The organism is Pseudalkalibacillus hwajinpoensis (genome assembly GCF_039851965.1).
Classification (GTDB): domain Bacteria; phylum Bacillota; class Bacilli; order Bacillales; family Guptibacillaceae; genus Guptibacillus; species Guptibacillus hwajinpoensis_E.
Window position 1 is genome coordinate 63,007 of sequence record NZ_CP156674.1, and the last position, 18,649, is coordinate 81,655.

Below are 18,649 nucleotides of genomic sequence, written 5' to 3' on the forward strand. Positions count from 1 at the left end.
AGGACATATGCGAAAGCTTTTATGACAATTAGGATTAAATAGAGCATTTGACCTCACCTGCTTTCTTGTTTACTTAATTTCTTTTCTTTGAAATATAAAGATCCCTATAACCCAAAATAATAGAAAAGTTAAAATCGGAATTACTACAAGGAATACCATATCACTGCTGTCCAAGCTATCCACGATGCTGATGTCGTAGATCAACTTAAAAACAGAATGATTGAGTATGGGTTCGAAAGGTCATTGAAAGACTTGCCGCAGTTACGACAGAAATAGCGTTGTCTACCTCTGTACTTACGTTCCGCTTTACCTTTACGCTCCCGCAATGGATGCAGCCTAATCCTTCCTTAAAACGTGTTTCCCTAATGGTGGTAAACGCATCCTTCATATTCTCATCTTCGTTGGAAATGAAGTCTTCTTTTAATAGATTAAATAGCTTGATTTGCTCGTGTTTAGGTAAATCTGAAAAACTAGCATAAATCTTCCCACATCCTAAAACCCCTCCTGAAAGAGTATTTAATCACCTCTCAAAAGATGGTCAAAATAGCAACAATCTATACGAAAAGAGCCATTTCTTAAAATAGGTGTATGATTAACTATGATTTTAAAAAGTAGTTGTTGACGAATTAGGTCAACAATTCATCAACAACTATAATTAATGACCGTTCTGCCATTAGCACCTTGCTAAGGTGCTAAGTTTGGGTGGAATGCCGCCCATAGGTTCCCTTAGATAAATAATGAACAATAATGTACAAGTTATATGTGATTATAAGTTAAATTAGGCTTATCTCTTTTGTCATGAACAAAAGAAAATATTCAAAAGTGAGAAAGAGTATGTCAAAGGGTATGTCATCTCTTATTGGTTTACAAGTATCATATGGTCAACTTTTCATTAAGCGTGTTTATTCGATATTCACTTAATATAATACACCAGTTTAATGCCCATGAGGATTTCTATGGAAAAGCGTTATCTTGTTAAGCCTTATGGTGTTAAATATATGTGCGATATATTCCAGGCAGGTGAAATGAAGTTCACAGGGAGTTAATGGAATAGAAGCCTCAAAAGTAAAGAAAGAGGCTTATCCTATTGAATTTATAACCTAAATATTTCCACGCTTAGACTTTTGGTTTAGTCAGGGCAGCTCTGTTTCTCCCATTAAATAGCGGTCACATTCCCTTGCTGCTGCTCTTCCTTCGTTGATGGCCCACACGATCAAACTTTGCCCGCGACGGACATCGCCAGCAGCAAAAATCCCTTCGACATTTGTAGTAAATGTTCCATAATCAGCTTTGACGGTAGATCTATTATCCATTTCGACTCCAAGCTGCTTAAGGAAACCTTGTTCCGGTCCACTGAACCCGATTGCCAATAGAACGAGTTGGGCCTGCCATATTTTTTCTGTCCCGGGAACCTCTCTTCTGGCGCGCTGTCCGTTCTTATCTATAAATGTTTCCACATTAATCGTATGAACTTCCTTAACATGACCATTTTTATCACCGACAAACTTAGTTGTCATAACAGCATAAGCGCGAGGGTCCTTACCAAATACAGCGGCAGCTTCTTTTTGTCCGTATTCGATTCGATGGATGATCGGCCACTGAGGCCAAGGGTTATCCTCTTTCCGAACGTCCCCTTTTTTATGGTAAATATCAAACTGGGTCAAGCTTTTACATTGGTGGCGAACCGAAGTAGCGAGGCAGTCTGTACCTGTATCTCCGCCGCCAATGACAATGACATCTTTTCCTTTGGCAGAGATAAAATTTCCATCCTTATGATTCGAATCCAGCAGGCTTTTCGTATTTTGATGGAGAAAGTCCATGGCAAAATGAATGCCTTTCAACTCTCTTCCTTCTATTTTTAAGTCACGATGCTTGGCAGCTCCTCCACAGATCACAGCCGCATCAAAATCTTGTTGTAACTTTTCTAAAGGATAATCCTTTCCAACTTCTGTGTTTGTAACAAACGTAATTCCTTCTTCCTGAAGCAGCTTGACCCTGCGCTCCACTTTATGATAAGGAAGTTTCATCTCTGGTATCCCGTATGTCAAGAGACCTCCAAGCCGGTCATGGCGCTCAAAGACGTTGACATGATGGCCTGCTTTGTTGAGTTGAGCGGCACATGCTAATCCAGCGGGACCTGAACCTATGACAGCTACCCTCTTTCCCGTTCGAAAAGCAGGCGGCTCTGGTTTCACCCACCCTTCTGCAAATCCCTTTTCAATGATGGAGAGTTCAATGTTCCGAATGGCCACTGGTGGCTCATTAATGCCCAGGACGCACGCTCCTTCACAAGGGGCTGGACAAGCCATCCCTGTAAATTCCGGAAAATTGTTCATTTGATGTTCCCGCTGAAGAGCTTCCTGCCACTGTTCTTGATAAACAAGGTCATTCCATTCCGGTATCAAATGATAGACGGGGCAGCCAGACGTAATCCCATTGATCATTTCTCCTGTCTGACAGGTTGGTATGCCGCAATCCATACAGCGTGCCCCTTGTTGCTTTGCTTTTTCTTCCGGCATCGGAAGTGTGTATTCTTCCCAATCCTTCGTCCGTTCAAAGGGATCGCGTTCAGGCCGTGGCTCCCGCTCATATTCCATAAATCCAGTCGGCTTTCCCATTTACTCGCCTCCTATCTACTATTTCGCTGCTTCTACTTCTTTTTTACTTTCCTTAAAGGCTGTTAGTGCTGCATTTCTTTTATTTAGTCCGCTCGCTTCCAGTCTTTCAATTCTTCTCTTCATTTCTAAATCATCCTTAGGAATGACTTTTACGAAATTTGGCAGCATGGACTTCCAATAATCCAGTACTTTTTTTCCAAGCTCACTATTGGTGTATTGCACATGTTTTTCAATTAATTTGTACACATCATCGATTTCTTTTTGATCAGCCAGTGATTGCAGATCAACTTGTTCGGTATTACATTTTTCTCGGAAAGGCTCGCCACCTGTATCAAGAATATAAGCAGTTCCGCCTGACATCCCTGCAGCAAAGTTCTTTCCAGTTCCCCCTAAGACAATTGTCCGCCCGCCGGTCATATATTCACACCCGTGGTCGCCGATGCCTTCGACAACAACATCTGCACCACTGTTCCTTACGCAAAAACGTTCGCCGGCAAGACCGTTAATATACGCCTCTCCAGACGTTGCTCCGTAAAAAGATACGTTGCCAATGATCATATTTTCTGCTGCTTTGAACGTACTCTTGTCGGAAGGATGGACAATGATTTTCCCACCTGATAACCCTTTTCCTACATAATCATTGGCGTCACCGATCAACCTCATCGTTAAACCAGATGGGATGAAGGCTCCAAAGCTCTGACCGGCTGACCCTTTAAAAGTTAAGCGGATGGTATCTTCAGGCAGGCCATGCATGCCGTAACGCTGGGTAACCTCTTGACCAAGTATTGTTCCCGCTACACGATTAATGTTTCGAATGGAAAATGTTCCTTCGACAGCTTCCTGATGTTCGATCGCGGGCTTGCATAGAGGGATCAATTCTTGTACGTCCATCGATTTGTCCAGACCATGCACTTGCTCGGTCATTTGATACCAGCCAACTCCGTCTGGGATATCCGGCTGGTAAAGAAGCGGAGTAAGATCGAGTCCTTTAGCCTTCCAATGGTCTATTGCCTGATTCGCTTCTAATACATTGGTTCTGCCGACCATTTCATTTATGGTTCTGAATCCAAGCTCTGCCATAAGTTCACGCACTTCGGTGGCAATGAAGCGCATAAAGTTAACAACATATTCTGCTTTACCGTTATATTTTTTCCGCAGATCTTCATTCTGTGTGGCGACACCAACTGGACACGTATCGAGGTGACATACCCGCATTAAAATACAGCCGAGTACCACAAGAGGTGCAGTTGAAAAACCATATTCTTCTGCACCAAGCAGAGTAGCAATTACTACATCACGGCCTGTCATCATTTTGCCGTCTGTTTCTACAACAATACGGTCACGCAAGCGATTCATAAGCAAGGTTTGATGAGTTTCAGCTAGGCCAATTTCCCACGGAAGACCCGTGTGCTTCAGACTTGTGCGCGGCGCTGCCCCTGTTCCGCCATCATAACCGCTGATTAAAACAAGGTCCGCCCGTCCTTTTGCCACCCCTGCGGCAATCGTGCCTACACCGCCTTTTGATACGAGCTTAACACTGATCCGTGCTTTCGGATTCGCGTTCTTTAAATTATGAATCAACTCAGCCAAGTCTTCGATCGAATAGATATCATGGTGCGGCGGCGGTGAGATCAACCCGACACCTGGCGTTGATCCTCTAACTTCTGCAATCCATGGATAAACTTTTTTTCCAGGCAGATGACCTCCCTCGCCTGGTTTTGCTCCTTGAGCCATCTTGATCTGAATTTCATCCGCATTCACAAGATAATGACTGTTAACCCCAAACCTGCCTGAAGCCACTTGTTTAATAGAACTCCTTCGCAAATCTCCATTGGGATCCGGAGTGAAACGCTCCGGGTCTTCCCCGCCCTCGCCGGAATTACTCTTCCCCCCGATTCGGTTCATAGCAATGGCGAGCGTTTCGTGCGCTTCCTGGCTGATCGAACCATAGGACATGGCACCAGTTTTGAACCTCCTGCAAATGTCTTCAACGGATTCAACCTCATCTATTGGAATGCTGTCTCTTTTTTTGAAGGACAAAAGACCGCGGATGGATTGAAGATTCCGATTCGCATCGGTAAGCATGGCGGAATATTCTTTGAACCACTCATAATTATTCGTGCGGCATGCATGCTGAAGCTTATGAATAGTTGCCGGATTATATTGGTGATCCTCTCCGTTTTTACGCCACTGAAAGTCATCGCCGGAAGGTAAGGATTTCTCACAGCTCCGCTTCTGTTCAAATGCATACTTATGCCTAATTAATACTTCTTCGGCTATTGTCTCTAGGCCGATGCCCCCTAAACGCGACGATGTCCGGGTAAAGTATTTATTAATCACGTCTGAGTTGATCCCGATGGCCTCAAAAATTTGAGCTCCCTGGTAACTTTGAATGGTTGAGATCCCCATCTTTGATAAAACTTTTACAACGCCATCGGTTGCAGCTCTGATGTATTTTTCAATAGCTTCTTCAACTGTTATTCCACGCAAGTCCCCTTTCCGACTCAGCTCCCTCAGGGTGTCAAAAGCTAAATATGGATGTATGGCTTCTGCCCCAAACCCAAGCAATGCTGCAAAATGGTGGACTTCCCGCGGTTCTCCGGATTCTACCAGAAGGCTTACCTTCGTACGGACACCCCTTCTTATTAAATGGTGATGCAAACCAGATACAGCTAAAAGAGCCGGGATGGCGGCATACTGCTTGTTCATACGGCGATCAGACAGGATGAGTATGGATGCCCCTTCTTCAATGGCCGTATAGGCTTCATTAAAGAGAGTCTCTAATGCCTGCTCCAACCGGCCTTTCTCATTGTCTGATTCAAACAAGATGGATAATGTTTTAGTTTGGAAGCCTTCCAAATGAGCGTGACGCAGCTTTTCCAACTGTTGATTGGTCAAGATTGGTGTATCTAAACGAATTTGCTTGCAGTTCTCTGGTTCAGGGTTCACCAGACTCCTTTCCCCACCAATTGTTGTTTCAACTGCAGTCACTATTTTTTCCCTAATCGCATCAATCGGCGGGTTTGTTACCTGAGCAAACAGTTGCTTAAAGTAATTGTATAAAAGCTGTGGGCGCTTTGATAAAACTGCGAGTGGAGAATCGTATCCCATCGAACCGATTGGGTCTTTTCCATCCGTGACCATCGGTTTTATTAATTTGTTTAATTCTTCCCTTGTATAGCCGAAAGCCATTTGTGCCTGGACAACGGCATCAGCGTTTAATACAGAACTGTTTTTTTCTTTTTGCTCAGGGATATCGTTCATATGAATCAAGTGTTTGGAAAGCCAATTTTCGTAAGGGTGCTCGGAAGCTATTTTATGTTTGATTTTTTCATCGGGAATAATTTTTCCTTTTTCCAAATCGACTAGCAGCATTTTGCCGGGCTGCAGCCTTTCCTTAACTTCTATTTCTTCAGGGTCAATGTCCAGTGCCCCTACTTCTGATCCCAAAACGATTTTCCCATCTTTAGTGATATAATAGCGTGCCGGTCTTAATCCGTTTCGGTCAAGGCATGCTCCGATTTGCTGACCATTCGTAAAAACTACTGCCGCCGGACCATCCCAAGGTTCCATCAAACAACTGTGATAATCATAAAACGCGCGTTTTTTCTTCTCCATGCTTTCATCGTTTACCCAAGGTTCAGGAATCATCATCATAGCTGTATGGGCAAGTGACCGGCCCGACAAATGTAGAAACTCAAAACAATTATCAAACATGGAGGAATCACTGCCTTCTGTATCAATCACAGGCAGCACTTTTTTTAGATTTTCATTCTTGAAGAATTCAGATTCACACATACCTTCACGGGCTCTCATCCAGTTGACATTTCCCCTTACCGTATTGAATTCTCCATTGTGGATCGTAAAACGGTTTGGGTGAGATCGCTGCCAGCTCGGAAAAGTATTCGTACTGAAACGGGAATGCACCAGCGCTAAGGCAGACTTAAAATTACGATGATTCAAATCTCTATAAAAAGAATTGAGCTGTTCGGGTATAAGCATTCCTTTATATACAATGGTCCGTGTTGATAAACTACAAATATAAAAATCCTCTGCCCCTTCAGCCTTTGAAGTGTCCATGACTTTTTCTAATTGCTTTCGCAGAACATATAGTTTTCTTTCAAACATCATTTGTTCTTTCATCTGCCCAGGTCGCCCGATAAATACTTGCCGGATAAAGGGTTTCGTCTTTTTCGCAATGTCGCCGACAAAGGAATCATTAACAGGAACGGTACGCCATCCAAGCAACGGAAGATCTTCACCTTCAATCACACTTTCGACTAATTCCTCCACCATTTTCCGGCCTTCCTGATTCTGGGGAAGGAAGAGCATTCCAACTCCGTAATGTCCTTCTTCAGGAAGAACAATATTTTCCTTATCACATTGCCTTTTGAAAAAAGTATGCGGGATTTGTGTCATAATTCCAGCCCCATCTCCTGTACTAATATCGGCAGATTGTCCACCACGATGCTCCAAGTTACATAAGATTGTGATTGCATCCTGGATAATATCATGCGATTTATTTCCATTAATATTGGCAATCATACCGATGCCGCATGCTTCATGTTCATTTTCAGGATGATAGAGACCTTGAGGGACAGGATATCCACGTTTTTTCATAAACAGCACCCCTTTGATTATTTAGCGTAGCCACAGTAAAAAAGTTTTTCAGTGGACGTTATAGCTTATTGGAACACCATCCATTATTTTTCATTTTCCTTATTGTCTTCTTTGTCCTCTTAATCATTCAAAAAATATCTTATATTACGCATTTATCTTCTAGTTTTTTAAAATAAAATAAAATAAAATAAAATAGATAAAATAATGCTAAATAAAAAACAGCCTGCTGGATTGATTTTAATAAATCAATTTCAGCGACTGCTTTTTAGTGAGTGTGAGGATGAACTTTTCTTAACAAGCTTCCTTCCTAGTTTCTAAGTGAACCAACTAAATAAGGTACAACTTGATTTCCTTTACGACTCGACATTTTTAATAGAAGGGTTTTCTTATTCTTTCCTTTTCTTTTTAATCGTCCCAACAAGCCATAAGATGAGTGGTGAATCGGCTACACTCAGTTAGACAAATAAATTAAGGTCATATAGACTTTACTAAAACCTTTATATGAGGAGCGTCTATTATGACCAAACGATCACGGCGTACGTTTACTAAGGAATTCAAACAACAGATGGTTCAACTTCATGAAAACGGTAAGCCCAGAAGTGAAATTATTAAAGAGTATGAGCTAACACCTTCTTCATTGGATCGGTGGATTAGTCAGTTTACAGAAAGTGGTTCATTCAAGGAAAGTGATAATCGTTCGCCTGAAGAAACGGAACTCATGAAGTTACGAAAAGAAAATCAACGCTTATCGATGGAGAATGATATTTTAAAGCAGGCCGCGCTGATCATGGGACGAAAGTAAATGTGATTCAGAATAATCGTCACAAATACTCGGTATCAGCAATGTGCGATGTCCTGAAACTTCCTCGAAGTACTTATTATTATGAAGCTAAAGTGGTGGAATCAAATGAAGACGAACTGAAAGAGCTTATCCGAAAAATCTTTCACGAAAGCCGTCAAAACTATGGAACACGTAAGATTAAAATCGAGCTCAAAAAGCGAGATTGGATTGTTTCCAGGCGTCGGATTGGGCGCATCATGAAAGAGCTTGGACTTGTTTCAAAATACACCATCGCTCAATTCAAACCATCGAAAAGCTCGTGTAATGAGTCTGAGCAGGCAAACGAATTGAACCGTGAATTTCATCAGGATCAAAAATTAAAAGTGGTTGTCAGTGACTTAACGTATGTTCGTGTCGGACAAAGATGGCACTACATCTGTGTCTTTGTCGATCTATTTAACCGCGAAATAATTGGCTACAGTGCAGGTCCACGAAAAGACGCCAGCCTTGTCTACCGTGCTTTCTCTAGCATTAAAGGAAATCTGCATGACATTGAGCTATTTCACACGGATCATGGCAATGAGTTTAAGAATAGATTGATTGATGAGGCCTTAGAAACTTTCCAAATCAAACGTTCCTTAAGCTTTAAAGGATCACCTTATGATAATGCCGTCGCTGAAGCGATGTTTAAGGTCATCAAAACTGAGTTTGTTTATCAAACCCACTTCGAAAGCCAAGCGCAGCTCAATATAGAACTTTTTGATTACGTACACTGGTACAACAACATTAGAATCCATGGTACTTTGGGCTATTTAAGTCCGATTGAATACAAGTCTATGAACCTTAAAATAGCTGTCTAGTTTAGTGTTGACATTCCAATGTTTTCTTTACCATTTAACAAATACCTTTATTTTACATTTAACTATTGTAATTATAACAAACCCAGATCTTTTTCTACCCCTGTTTAAAAAATAATTAGGGGAGAATCACTGTTTCAGATTCGCCCCCATTTCTTGAAGACTCGATTCCAAGATAATATTAAGCTTTTTATTAATCCAAATACATGCATCAAAAAAAGCCGACTAACACATTTAGTCAGCTTTCCCCTTTTACTCTGCCGTATTTGCTTTTAATGCTTTAATCGTACCGTTCTATCTAATCCTGTTTCGATGAAAACATGGCATTTTCCAGTGAAAGAGCTTTGTTATTAGAAAGTGCTACATGAATAGACATAGCTAGTAACGCAAGATCGTATTCATATCCATCCAGAAAGCCGGCCGAAAGTTTAACTGTAAAAATGGCCCCCAGCATAATAATGGCAAATAGATATGCAACGATTTTTGCTCCAATTCCTAAAATCATTACAACTCCGCCAACAAGCTCAATTGTTGCTACAATGTATGCTAAAAAGCCGGGGACTCCAATGCTGTCAAAGAATCCGGCGGTGTTTCCAATTCCTGACTGGAATTTATCCAATCCGTGAACAAAAAATATAACTCCTAATATTACTCTTAGAAATAAAGTACCCGCCTCATGTTTACTTATTTTTAGTCACTCCTTTATTAAGTTTATTTCGTAAACCTAAGCTAAATAATACATCATCTAGAATCTAATTTTCAACTATAGGAGTCTAGTATTCTTTTGTATAGGATACCTTCTAATCATCTACATTTTGAAATAAAGGATTAAAGGAGGTATTCCGGTAGAACTTCCCAAAAAACCAACGAAACCATCAGCAAAATTTAAGCCATGTAAGCTAGAATCTGGTTGTGTCTGCAATGTAGAAAGATTACCCAGAATGCTCTATTGAGCAATTGCCCCCTTTAGCTGAATAATAATATATTCAACTTTATTTTCTATTAAAATATCTCTTCTCTCGTCAACAATAACTATATTAGTCAATTAATCCTAAAAAGTTTTTTCCAAGAATATATTCCTTTTGGTTATCAGGAATATGAAGTGATTCAATCCAGCTTTTCTTTGCCGAATAGTCATAATTATTAAATTTTTTCATTCCATAAGGTCCGTCGCAACCATAAAGAACTTTACGAAATCCTAAAGATTCAACTGCCTTCTTTATAATCGATTGGTTAAGATAATCACTTGATGTGTCAACATATACATTTGGTTGATCCTTAACGTATTTCCATAGTTTTTTCCAAAACGGAAGACCTGCGTGAGCATAAATTAATTTTAGTTTAGGGTAATTTTCAGGTAAGTATTTATAGGAGTCAGCTTCTGAAGATAGATGAATAATCATAGGTATGCCTTTTGATTCGCACAAAGCCGCAATTGGATCAAGTGCTTTAATACTATATTCATGCATGAACGGATGAGCTTTCACTCCAATAAAACTAGGGTTATTAAGATAGAATTCTACTTCTTCCACTGATTCATTAGTCAGTGGGTTCACTGCTACCCAGCCTAGAAATCGTTCCGGAAATCTAGCAATTGCAGTAGCAACTATATCATTACTTGGCTTGGTGAAAATCTTGTATGAACTGCCATAAAGTTTCAAAAAGCCATCCTTTACTAGACCATCATAAATTTTAAGTCCAATTTGAGGTGCATTTAATATTAAAAACCGGAAAAAGTGTTGTAAATTATGTTGAAAAGCGCTATCCACTTCAAACATTGTTTCATTCATAGAGGCAATTAGCACTGTTTTAGTTATACATCCATACCCTCTATCATTTTTTCTAGAGTCAACATTTTTTCATCTACATGAAAATGGCAATCAACAATCATTTTAATCTTCTCCTTCCAATTACTATTGTAATATTTTCTTTCTCTTATAGAGCACGTAAATCGCATTACCAGCCACCACTAATGCAAAAACGGCCAGGTACCCTATCGCAAATGTTAGGTTCAGTTCACGTCGGACGACAAAGATTGCAATAAAAGTCCCAAGAAGTGCCGCTAGAGCCATCACACTTAATCTCCACTCAGAATGTACCAGTTTTGTCATTTTCTTCATTTTTTTCATACTCTCTTCATTCTTCGATTTTTTTTATGGGCTATAGCATCATTGAACGGATTATTTTGGTTTCCATTGCTCATAGACGAGTTAGTACCTCCTCTATTAGAACTTCAACAATTTCCCTCATTCTCCTTACATTACACATACGACATTAATCTAATTTAGTTTCAAACTGTCTGTTATCTCGAAACTGAGTCTTCAACTATCCTCCCTCTATAAAGAAAGGAAAGTCTTTATTTTATAATGTTAACAATGTCCGCTAATGCTTGTTGCGTGATTTGGTTCTATTGCTACACAGACCCCGAGTTTTCCTCCTACAAATTCAGATTCATATACACGTCATCTAATTCTTCCTGCTCAATTCCGATATATCTTAGCGTAATGGAAGGGGTGGAATGGTTGAAAATCTTTTGAAGAAGCGTGAGATCATATCCGGATTGATAAGCATGATAGCCAAATGTCTTTCTTAACGTATGAGTACCGATCTTATTTTCTTTTGTTACGAGTCCAATTGATTGAGCTGCATCATTAATCACTTTGTAAGCCTGGGCTCTTTGCAAAGCTGAACGCTTTTTTCTACTGATAAATAAAGGTTCGTTTAACTGATAATCCCTCGTAGCAAGATACTCTTCAATCGCTTTTTTCGCATTATCAGATATAGGGAAGCTTCGTTGTTTATTCGTTTTCTTTTCACGAAGAAGAATACGACTTTTCACTTTTTTCCTCTCCGTCATAACATCTTCTATTTTCAATTGCAATAAATCAGAAATCCTTAAGCCTGAACCAATCCCCAGGACAAACAAACAATGGTCCCTTAAGTTGCTACCTTTCAGATACTTTTTCATGGCTGCTATCTTCTTTCTATCTCGAATAGGCTGTACATATTCCAATTCTCACAACCTCCTTCCACAAAAAACGAATCATACATAATATACATTTATTATATATTGTGTATGATTCAAAAACAAAGCTCTATTAAATTCGATTACAAATGGTATACAAACCCTTGCTACGACTGCGTTCATCGTCTTTGTGTAAATCATACATAATTACATTATGTATGATTCGTAATCATCAACGTTTTTTTAAAACCACAAAACCATTTTGCAAGTCACCTTCACGTTTGATCCAATCCTAAATTTGAATTTGAGTGAGTTATCTCATTAAAAAAATGACATGTAGTAAGAAGAATGTAGTGTATTTTACATATAAAGTAAATACTGCCCTTCACCTGCATAGAGTGCTTACCTTTTATTCAGCAAACGCTCCCGTTTCTTGAAGACTCGAATTCAAGATATATTAAATATCATATCGTTTTGAAAGTTTTTCTTTATGTGCTTGGAACACTTCTTCTAAGGGAATATCATATTTATTCGCAATAATGATAAGATTTCCTAATACATCCCCTAATTCTTCCGTTAACTCTTGTTTATTTTTTGCATAAGACTCATCCTTTTCGTCTGGACGGTCTCTTCCTATCTCAAGGGATCTTATGGCCCGTGCTACCTCTCCCGTTTCCTCAGCTAAAAAGCCAATCCTTATAAAGATATCTAGCTCAGACCACCCTCTGGTTTCATAATATTCTTTTATCCATTGTTGAAATTCGGTAACATCCATTTTTACTCCTCCTCACATTAGCCATAGTTTAACAAAGGAGTCTAAATCTTGTATAATATTCATGGTTATTTCAGGAGGGATAATATGAAAAAAATAGCTGTATTCTGTGGGTCAAGCCCTGGTGCCTCTGATGCTTATATAGAGGGGGCAAAAAAGCTCGGAAAAGAGATGGTTAAAAGAGATATCACCCTCGTCTATGGCGGGGCAAGTGTAGGCATGACATGATGGGAGCCCTTGCAGATACAATCTTAGAAGAAGGCGGACACGTGATTGGTGTTATGCCCGACTTTCTAGAAAAGAGGGAAATAGCACATAAAGGTCTAACTGAACTTATTGTCGTTGGCTCTATGCATGAAAGAAAAACCAAAATGTCAGATCTAGCTGATGGATTTATTGCTTTACCAGGTGGTCCAGGAACTATGGAAGAATACTTTGAAATTTTTACTTGGGCGCAATTAGGACTCCACCAAAAACCATGTGGCCTTTTGAACGTTAATCGTTATTTTGATCCTATTTTATCTTTCTTTAAGCACATGACAAATGAACAATTTCTAAATGAAAAGGATCTGTCCATAGCTTTATCAGACCCGAACCCATCTCGTTTATTAGACCAATTTTATTCCTATGAGCCGCCAAAAGTAAAAACTTACATCACTTCTAAAGATGAGACTTAACGCGAAAACACAGACCAAAAATTTTTCTTTGGTCTGTGTTTTGTTTTGAAACAATACCAATGAACTGGTATTGCTTGAAAGCTCTTTGGCGTTCTCAAATTATTAGGGAACTCATACTGGAAGATGTAATGACCTTGTTTGTATATGGTCTTGTTATAGGTTCGGCTCTTTTAATTTTGCGCCTTATCATTAGAGGTGGAAATTTAACTTGAGAATAATGATGTTTGAATAATGAAAAATAAATAGATCCAAATAGGGTATCGTCATGCAAATGCAGATTTGCAGTGTTAAGGAAAATTCGAATATTAAAAATCCCAATTTCTCAGCATTAGAATAGAGAAATTGAGATTCGTTGTTGCTCCATTAAAGCTCCGAGATAAATGAATAAGAAATTTTTATAATTAAGCTCTTTTCTTTTCAATTAATGTCCAAACTCCATAAATTAATATGGAAGCAGCCATCACTATTATGAAGGCATTAGTAATTAAATTAAAATCTAATTCTAGTGGAAGATAGAATTCACCGATTATTCTTTCCTAGGATTAAGAAATCAAAGTACCACTTAACCCGTTTTGCTAAGGATCTAATCTGGAATACCGGCCTTTCGTAAGTTAATTACATTATTAGGGTTTGTAGACCATTTACTCATTAATTCCATTTGTAACTCTTTCAAATCAGCATATGGTTCTTCTATCATTTCAACCTCATCAAATCTTTTATCAAAGATTTGTGTATTTTTTATTTTTCTATATCCACCAAAACCCAGATCGTCGTTTAGTAACCAAATTACTCTTTTTATATTTGCAAACAGTATACCCCCAGTACACATTGGACAAGGTTCCAAGGAAGTATATATCGTAAATTTTTCCCGATTTATTTTTGCATTTAATATTGATTTTCCTGCATTTCGTATAGCATCTATTTCAGCGTGAGCTGTTGTATCTTGTTGAGGATGTACTCTATTTCGACCTTTGGAAATTAGATTCTGATTCTCATCCACGATTACAGCCCCAACTGGATATGTATTCTCTTTCAATGCCTGTCTTGCTTCTTCAAGAGCTAACTCTAAAAAATATCTATCTGAAATATTCATAGAACTCTCCTTCTTCTAATAAGCGCATATACTTTAATATGCACTCGCTTTAAGATTGCTTAAGACCAGAATTCAAGAACTTCAAATCTTTCAGGGGGATGGTGCTACAAATTCTACTTTAATTCTATCTGGGTCTTCAAAGTAAACAGCATAGTGATGATTACCACCTGCAAAAGGATGCTGGTTTTCATATAGAATATTTATACCTCTCTCCTTGAGGTTATTTGCCATTTCGTCTACTCTTTTACGTGATGAAGCGTGAAATGCTAGGTGATTCAGACCAGCTCTGCATCTGTGATAAGGTATATCTAAAAACTTCTCTTCTGTTTGAACAAACACTAAGTAAGTTTCATCTAGCTTCCAACTTTGTCCTTTATCCCATTTTTGAAAAGGTTCATACCCTAACTCCTTTAAGAACCAGCTCCAGAATGAAGCTGATTCTTCCAGATCAGATACATAGATTTCGACGTGGTGAATTAAACCCTCAGACACTTAGATCCTCCTTCCTATTATTAAATAATCGCTCCGAGTTTGTTGAATAGGAATTTAAAATTTAATACCCTGATTTTTAGACTGGATAATAATTTCCATAACCCCATCTCCTTAAACCTAAACAGAATCGGTATGGGGTAAAGTCAGGAAAATGCGGATTTACAACGTTAAGGGAATTTTAATATTAATAGCCTAATTTCTCAGCATTAAGTTGAAAAATTAGGCTTTTTATTGCTCCATTAAAGCGCCGGATTATGGAACTGTTTTTAGAGCTTACTATGTATTTCCTTTGTTGGATTATAAACTTTATTTTTGATACGGCGTCTTAGTCATTCTCCCTTTCTCTTAAAAACAAATAAAGACCATAATCTGTCCCAACAGAAACATAACCCATTTGTCTTAACATAGCTGTAATATTACCACGGTGATATGTTCCATGATTCACAACATGAGTCACTAGCTCGGACACACTAGTTTTCATTAAAGCTCCGGATGGATTCTCAATTTCAAGAGGTTTGGCTAAATTCCCCTTTTGTCTAAGGAATAACTTGTATCTTTCTGATAACTTAAAAAACATTGCTTCCAATTCATCTATTCCTTTTGACTCTGTTTCTCCTTTTTGTTGGGCAGCCAACTCTAATGCATAGTTCATACTTTTACCAGAGAAAACCTCTATCCATCCAAGATCAGAAAGATAAACATGAGCTAATACGTTAGATATCGATGTAAATACACTTTGAATTTCTTGACGATAAACATCTTTTGGAAGCTCTTTTAGTCGGTTGAAAATTTGTTTATTTGCCCATTCATTATAATCATACAACTGTAATTCAAGCTGTTCCATATAGAAATTTCTCCCTTTCATGTTTAATATAACTCATAACTAATTATGCGTTGTGGTACTCCATTACGGTTATTCACTTAAGCGCTTTGATTGTAACCTTAGCTGCTTTAGCTATAAGCGCATCATTATAGGTAACATTCTTTTTATCTCGACTGGATAGAATCGCCATGACAATAGGAGCTCTGTTGGGCGGCCACACAATGGCAATGTCATTACGGGTTCCATAGCCTCCGGCACCGCTCTTATCGCCGACCTTCCAGATTTTAGGCACGCCTGCACGAATGAGTTTGTCTCCGGTGGTGTTCGTTCGTAGCCAATTGGTTAGGATTGTACGTTTTTTAATCGGGAGCACGTTTTTGCTAATCGTGAAAGCTTGGAGGTCAGTAGCAAGTGTTCTAGGTGTGCTTGTGTCACGGATATCTCCGGGGATGGCTTCATTCAGATCCGTCTCGAAGCGTCTAGGTTGGGTAACGTTATCGCCGATCTGCTTCAGTGCTTTTTCGAATCCACCAGGTCCGCCCAGTTCTTGCAATAATAGGTTCCCTGCGGTGTTATCACTGTAGCGGATAGCAGCTGCACACAGTTCCCTTAGAGTCATTCCGGTATCTACGTGCATTTTTGTGATGGGCGAATATGTGACCAAGTCTTTGCTCGTATAAGTGATGACTTTGTTGAGTTCACTAATTGAGTTCTGCTGCAGGATTGCGCCTGCGGCGAGAGCCTTGTATGTAGAAGCGTAAGCAAATCGTTCATCAGGTCGATAAGCGACCGTTCGCCCCGTTCCAGTGTCGATGGCGTAGACACCGAGCCTAGCATCAAACTTGCTTTCGAGTTGACTGAATTTTCGATTGCTGTGTACCTCTGCGTAAGCATCATTATCTTTTGCATTTGCTTTTATCTGCAACGGAAGTACTGATATAGAGGCAAATACCAGAGCTGCTGTTACAAACAATAAAAACACGTGAACTTTCCTGTTTTTAGACTTTAATATCATAATGCTCCCTCCTTGGAGAATCTGAATGCTTCTAGAACAAAAACCTCATAAATAAATCCGTTAATTTTATCTGAAAATTGGTCTTTACTGCTGCCTAAAAGTATCCAGCCCATTTGCTCGTGGTTATCAGTCGCTGAAGCAGTTTAAATATTCAATTGAGTTTTCTTGTCTAAACTATAATTGATGACTTCGTTTGAATTATTGAGAGTGATTTTGACATCTACATATCTACTAGTAACAAAATAAAATGTAGTTCCATCGTGTTCGTTGTAATATGACTTAATTATTTTAAGTCATTTATGCTAACTTCACTTAATTGTACAGCTATACCTAGTACATACTTTTTATCAAAACTACCATTAATCCTCACTTCAGCTTTTTCTGAATTCTTTCTTTGAAAAAATCAAATATATAAGCGCTTATTATCGAAGCAGGTATATTACTTAGAAGCAAATCTATCCCCCAATCCGATGCGCCTTTTTCAAAAATTCTCCCAGTATGAGTAATTGCTAATTGCTGACCAAACTTATTATGTAATTCATTTATCAAATCCTGAGCTAGTCTCTCCTCAAAGTTAGTCACATGAACCAATTTATTACCCCCGTTCGAATCAAGACTTGGATAGTCAATTTCTTGACCATTGCTTCTTAATAAAACAGAAATAAAAGAATATTCACTTGTGTCGAAAAGTTCTACTCTTACAAAAGTAATATTCTCAAAACCGTTAATATGCACAAAAAATCCAACACCTGTCCCAAACCCTATAGTTCTGTGAATTTCACTAGAGAACTCCTCCAAATTTTTGTCTATTTGATAACATAGAGTCTTTAAATGCACATCTTCTTTTGGACCAAAACCTATCTCATCCCAAACTTGGTCATAAATATCTACTATTAATTACAAACTCCACTCCATTAAAATAATATTCTATACGTTACCTTGATTTGTTACTAACATTTCCTTAATTCGATCAGAGTAATGGTAAATTTTACTGCTTTTCTGAATTATACAATATTAAACAAGAAAATTCCCTGCTCGTTCATTTTTTATTTGTTCAAATAAAAAAATTGGTACATCTATCCTTATTATCTTGAAACTGAGTCTTCCACTAAACTGCCCTTTAACGGAACAACTCTATTGTCAACTTTTCAACTTCAAATGTTCTTTTCCTTTCACTAAAAAAAACCCTTTAGATAACTAATCTAAAGGGTTATAATATCGTGACTTTATTTCAAATCTACAAATGATGTTTGAATCTCATTCATGAGTAACCTTGCCCCTTCAGAGCTTAGAACGATATTTCCATTGGCGAATTTTATATTCTCTTCGCTCATTTCACCGGTTATATCGCACGTCATATTAGATTTATACTTCTGAAGAATAATCTGTTCTCCATCAATAAAAATTTCAAGTGGGTCTTTTTCTTTTACACCTAAGTTTCTTCTAAGTTCAACAGGGATGACAATTCTCCCCAATTCATCAACTTTTCTTACTACACCAGTGCTTTTCATTTTCAATTCATCCTCCAGATCGTTTTATTTCGAAAGGTTTTTCTTTATATCTTCCCAAAAAACGCCTTGTTTTCGGTATTTGTTAAGTAAGGATTCAATCATGTTGATAGCTGTTTGTAACGCTTCCTCTTTAGTTTCAAATCCTCCACCATTTGGCTCCATACCAATCTCTTGTTGAAGATCAGGGTCGTTACTACTAGATTCATGGAATGTATGCGGTAACTCTGGCCAGTGCTTATCATCTTTTTCAATTTCGAATTCAAACATAAAGTTCTCTCCTGGAACATCGATTAATTTAATATCAGCAGCGGTAACTCCTTGATACCGAAATCGATAAGTTTCAACCTTATAAATCAAACTACCTTCTGAATGTTTGTATGGATAAGATGACATGATAATGAGCTCCTTTGTTGTATGATTTCCCC

15 protein-coding genes and 2 pseudogenes are annotated in these 18,649 nt (G+C 38.6%); 2 read left to right on the forward strand and 15 right to left on the reverse strand.

All coding sequences use genetic code 11. From position 1 onward, the window contains the following. Positions 1-230 precede the first annotated feature (230 nt). From ABFG93_RS00310 to gltB, 3 genes and pseudogenes are all read right to left on the reverse strand, one after another. A pseudogene (locus tag ABFG93_RS00310) lies at positions 231-481 on the reverse strand (transposase); the annotation flags it as partial. 652 nt (positions 482-1,133) lie between these two features. Continuing rightward, positions 1,134-2,618 (reverse strand): glutamate synthase subunit beta, encoded by a 1,485-nt coding sequence (locus ABFG93_RS00315; RefSeq protein WP_347550010.1) that lies wholly within the window; start codon positions 2,616-2,618, stop codon positions 1,134-1,136. A gap of 18 nt (positions 2,619-2,636) precedes the next feature. Next, the gene (gene gltB, locus ABFG93_RS00320; RefSeq protein WP_347550011.1) at positions 2,637-7,238 is read right to left on the reverse strand and encodes a glutamate synthase large subunit; all 4,602 of its coding nucleotides are present in this window, start codon (positions 7,236-7,238) and stop codon (positions 2,637-2,639) included. Positions 7,239-7,755: 517 nt separating this feature from the next. Between gltB and ABFG93_RS00325 the strand changes: the two genes are divergently transcribed. Then, positions 7,756-8,879, forward strand: a protein-coding gene (locus ABFG93_RS00325; protein WP_347550012.1) for an IS3 family transposase whose coding sequence is annotated in 2 segments (ribosomal slippage) — positions 7,756-8,005 and positions 8,005-8,879 — 1,125 coding nt in all. Because the reading frame shifts where the segments join, the coding sequence is not laid out codon by codon here. A 295-nt stretch (positions 8,880-9,174) separates the two neighbouring features. Here ABFG93_RS00325 and ABFG93_RS00330 read toward each other — a convergent pair. The 5 genes from ABFG93_RS00330 to ABFG93_RS00350 all read right to left on the reverse strand — a co-directional run bounded on the left by ABFG93_RS00330 (position 9,175) and on the right by ABFG93_RS00350 (position 12,616). Beyond that, positions 9,175-9,564: a DoxX family protein gene (locus ABFG93_RS00330; RefSeq protein WP_347552707.1), complete on the reverse strand. Its 390-nt coding sequence runs from the start codon at positions 9,562-9,564 to the stop codon at positions 9,175-9,177. A 349-nt stretch (positions 9,565-9,913) separates the two neighbouring features. Beyond that, the gene (locus ABFG93_RS00335; RefSeq protein WP_347550013.1) at positions 9,914-10,654 is read right to left on the reverse strand and encodes an amidohydrolase family protein; all 741 of its coding nucleotides are present in this window, start codon (positions 10,652-10,654) and stop codon (positions 9,914-9,916) included. Positions 10,655-10,789: 135 nt separating this feature from the next. After that, positions 10,790-10,996 (reverse strand): hypothetical protein, encoded by a 207-nt coding sequence (locus tag ABFG93_RS00340; RefSeq protein ID WP_347550014.1) that lies wholly within the window; start codon positions 10,994-10,996, stop codon positions 10,790-10,792. 317 nt (positions 10,997-11,313) lie between these two features. Beyond that, positions 11,314-11,889, reverse strand: coding sequence for a site-specific integrase (locus tag ABFG93_RS00345; RefSeq protein ID WP_347550015.1), 576 nt, complete (start codon positions 11,887-11,889; stop codon positions 11,314-11,316). 409 nt (positions 11,890-12,298) lie between these two features. Then, entirely contained in the window at positions 12,299-12,616 is a 318-nt protein-coding gene (locus ABFG93_RS00350) for a MazG-like family protein (RefSeq protein ID WP_347550016.1), read from the reverse strand. Positions 12,617-12,700: 84 nt separating this feature from the next. Between ABFG93_RS00350 and ABFG93_RS00355 the strand changes: the two are divergent. Continuing rightward, positions 12,701-13,290, forward strand: a pseudogene (locus tag ABFG93_RS00355) (TIGR00730 family Rossman fold protein). A gap of 583 nt (positions 13,291-13,873) precedes the next feature. Here ABFG93_RS00355 and ABFG93_RS00360 read toward each other — a convergent pair. From ABFG93_RS00360 to ABFG93_RS00395, 7 genes are all read right to left on the reverse strand, one after another. After that, positions 13,874-14,383 (reverse strand): nucleoside deaminase, encoded by a 510-nt coding sequence (locus tag ABFG93_RS00360; RefSeq protein ID WP_347550017.1) that lies wholly within the window; start codon positions 14,381-14,383, stop codon positions 13,874-13,876. Positions 14,384-14,473: 90 nt separating this feature from the next. Then, on the reverse strand, positions 14,474-14,875 hold the full coding sequence (locus ABFG93_RS00365) for a VOC family protein (RefSeq protein ID WP_347550018.1): 402 nt from the start codon (positions 14,873-14,875) through the stop codon (positions 14,474-14,476). 325 nt (positions 14,876-15,200) lie between these two features. After that, entirely contained in the window at positions 15,201-15,719 is a 519-nt protein-coding gene (locus ABFG93_RS00370) for a DinB family protein (protein ID WP_347550019.1), read from the reverse strand. 73 nt (positions 15,720-15,792) lie between these two features. Beyond that, entirely contained in the window at positions 15,793-16,713 is a 921-nt protein-coding gene (bla, locus tag ABFG93_RS00375) for a class A beta-lactamase (protein ID WP_347550020.1), read from the reverse strand. 366 nt (positions 16,714-17,079) lie between these two features. Then, positions 17,080-17,550, reverse strand: a complete 471-nt coding sequence (locus ABFG93_RS00385) for a hypothetical protein (protein ID WP_347550021.1) — start codon at positions 17,548-17,550, stop codon at positions 17,080-17,082. Between the two features lie 389 nt (positions 17,551-17,939). Further along, complete coding sequence (locus ABFG93_RS00390; protein ID WP_347552708.1) at positions 17,940-18,224, reverse strand: AbrB/MazE/SpoVT family DNA-binding domain-containing protein; 285 nt, start codon at positions 18,222-18,224, stop codon at positions 17,940-17,942. Positions 18,225-18,248: 24 nt separating this feature from the next. Beyond that, positions 18,249-18,617, reverse strand: a complete 369-nt coding sequence (locus ABFG93_RS00395; RefSeq protein WP_347550022.1) for a hypothetical protein — start codon at positions 18,615-18,617, stop codon at positions 18,249-18,251. Between the last annotated feature and the right edge of the window lie 32 nt (positions 18,618-18,649).

Excerpts from the sequence above, each read along its gene's own strand:
- ABFG93_RS00315 (WP_347550010.1), bottom strand. The coding sequence starts at position 2,618 with ATGGGAAAGCCGACTGGATTTATGGAATATGAGCGGGAGCCACGGCCT.
- gltB (WP_347550011.1), bottom strand. The coding sequence starts at position 7,238 with ATGAAAAAACGTGGATATCCTGTCCCTCAAGGTCTCTATCATCCTGAA.
- ABFG93_RS00335 (WP_347550013.1), bottom strand. The coding sequence starts at position 10,654 with ATGTTTGAAGTGGATAGCGCTTTTCAACATAATTTACAACACTTTTTC.
- ABFG93_RS00340 (WP_347550014.1), bottom strand. The coding sequence starts at position 10,996 with ATGAAGAAAATGACAAAACTGGTACATTCTGAGTGGAGATTAAGTGTG.
- ABFG93_RS00350 (WP_347550016.1), bottom strand. The coding sequence starts at position 12,616 with ATGGATGTTACCGAATTTCAACAATGGATAAAAGAATATTATGAAACC.
- ABFG93_RS00360 (WP_347550017.1), bottom strand. The coding sequence starts at position 14,383 with ATGAATATTTCAGATAGATATTTTTTAGAGTTAGCTCTTGAAGAAGCA.
- ABFG93_RS00370 (WP_347550019.1), bottom strand. The coding sequence starts at position 15,719 with ATGGAACAGCTTGAATTACAGTTGTATGATTATAATGAATGGGCAAAT.
- bla (WP_347550020.1), bottom strand. The coding sequence starts at position 16,713 with ATGATATTAAAGTCTAAAAACAGGAAAGTTCACGTGTTTTTATTGTTT.
- ABFG93_RS00390 (WP_347552708.1), bottom strand. The coding sequence starts at position 18,224 with ATGAAAAGCACTGGTGTAGTAAGAAAAGTTGATGAATTGGGGAGAATT.
- ABFG93_RS00395 (WP_347550022.1), bottom strand. The coding sequence starts at position 18,617 with ATGTCATCTTATCCATACAAACATTCAGAAGGTAGTTTGATTTATAAG.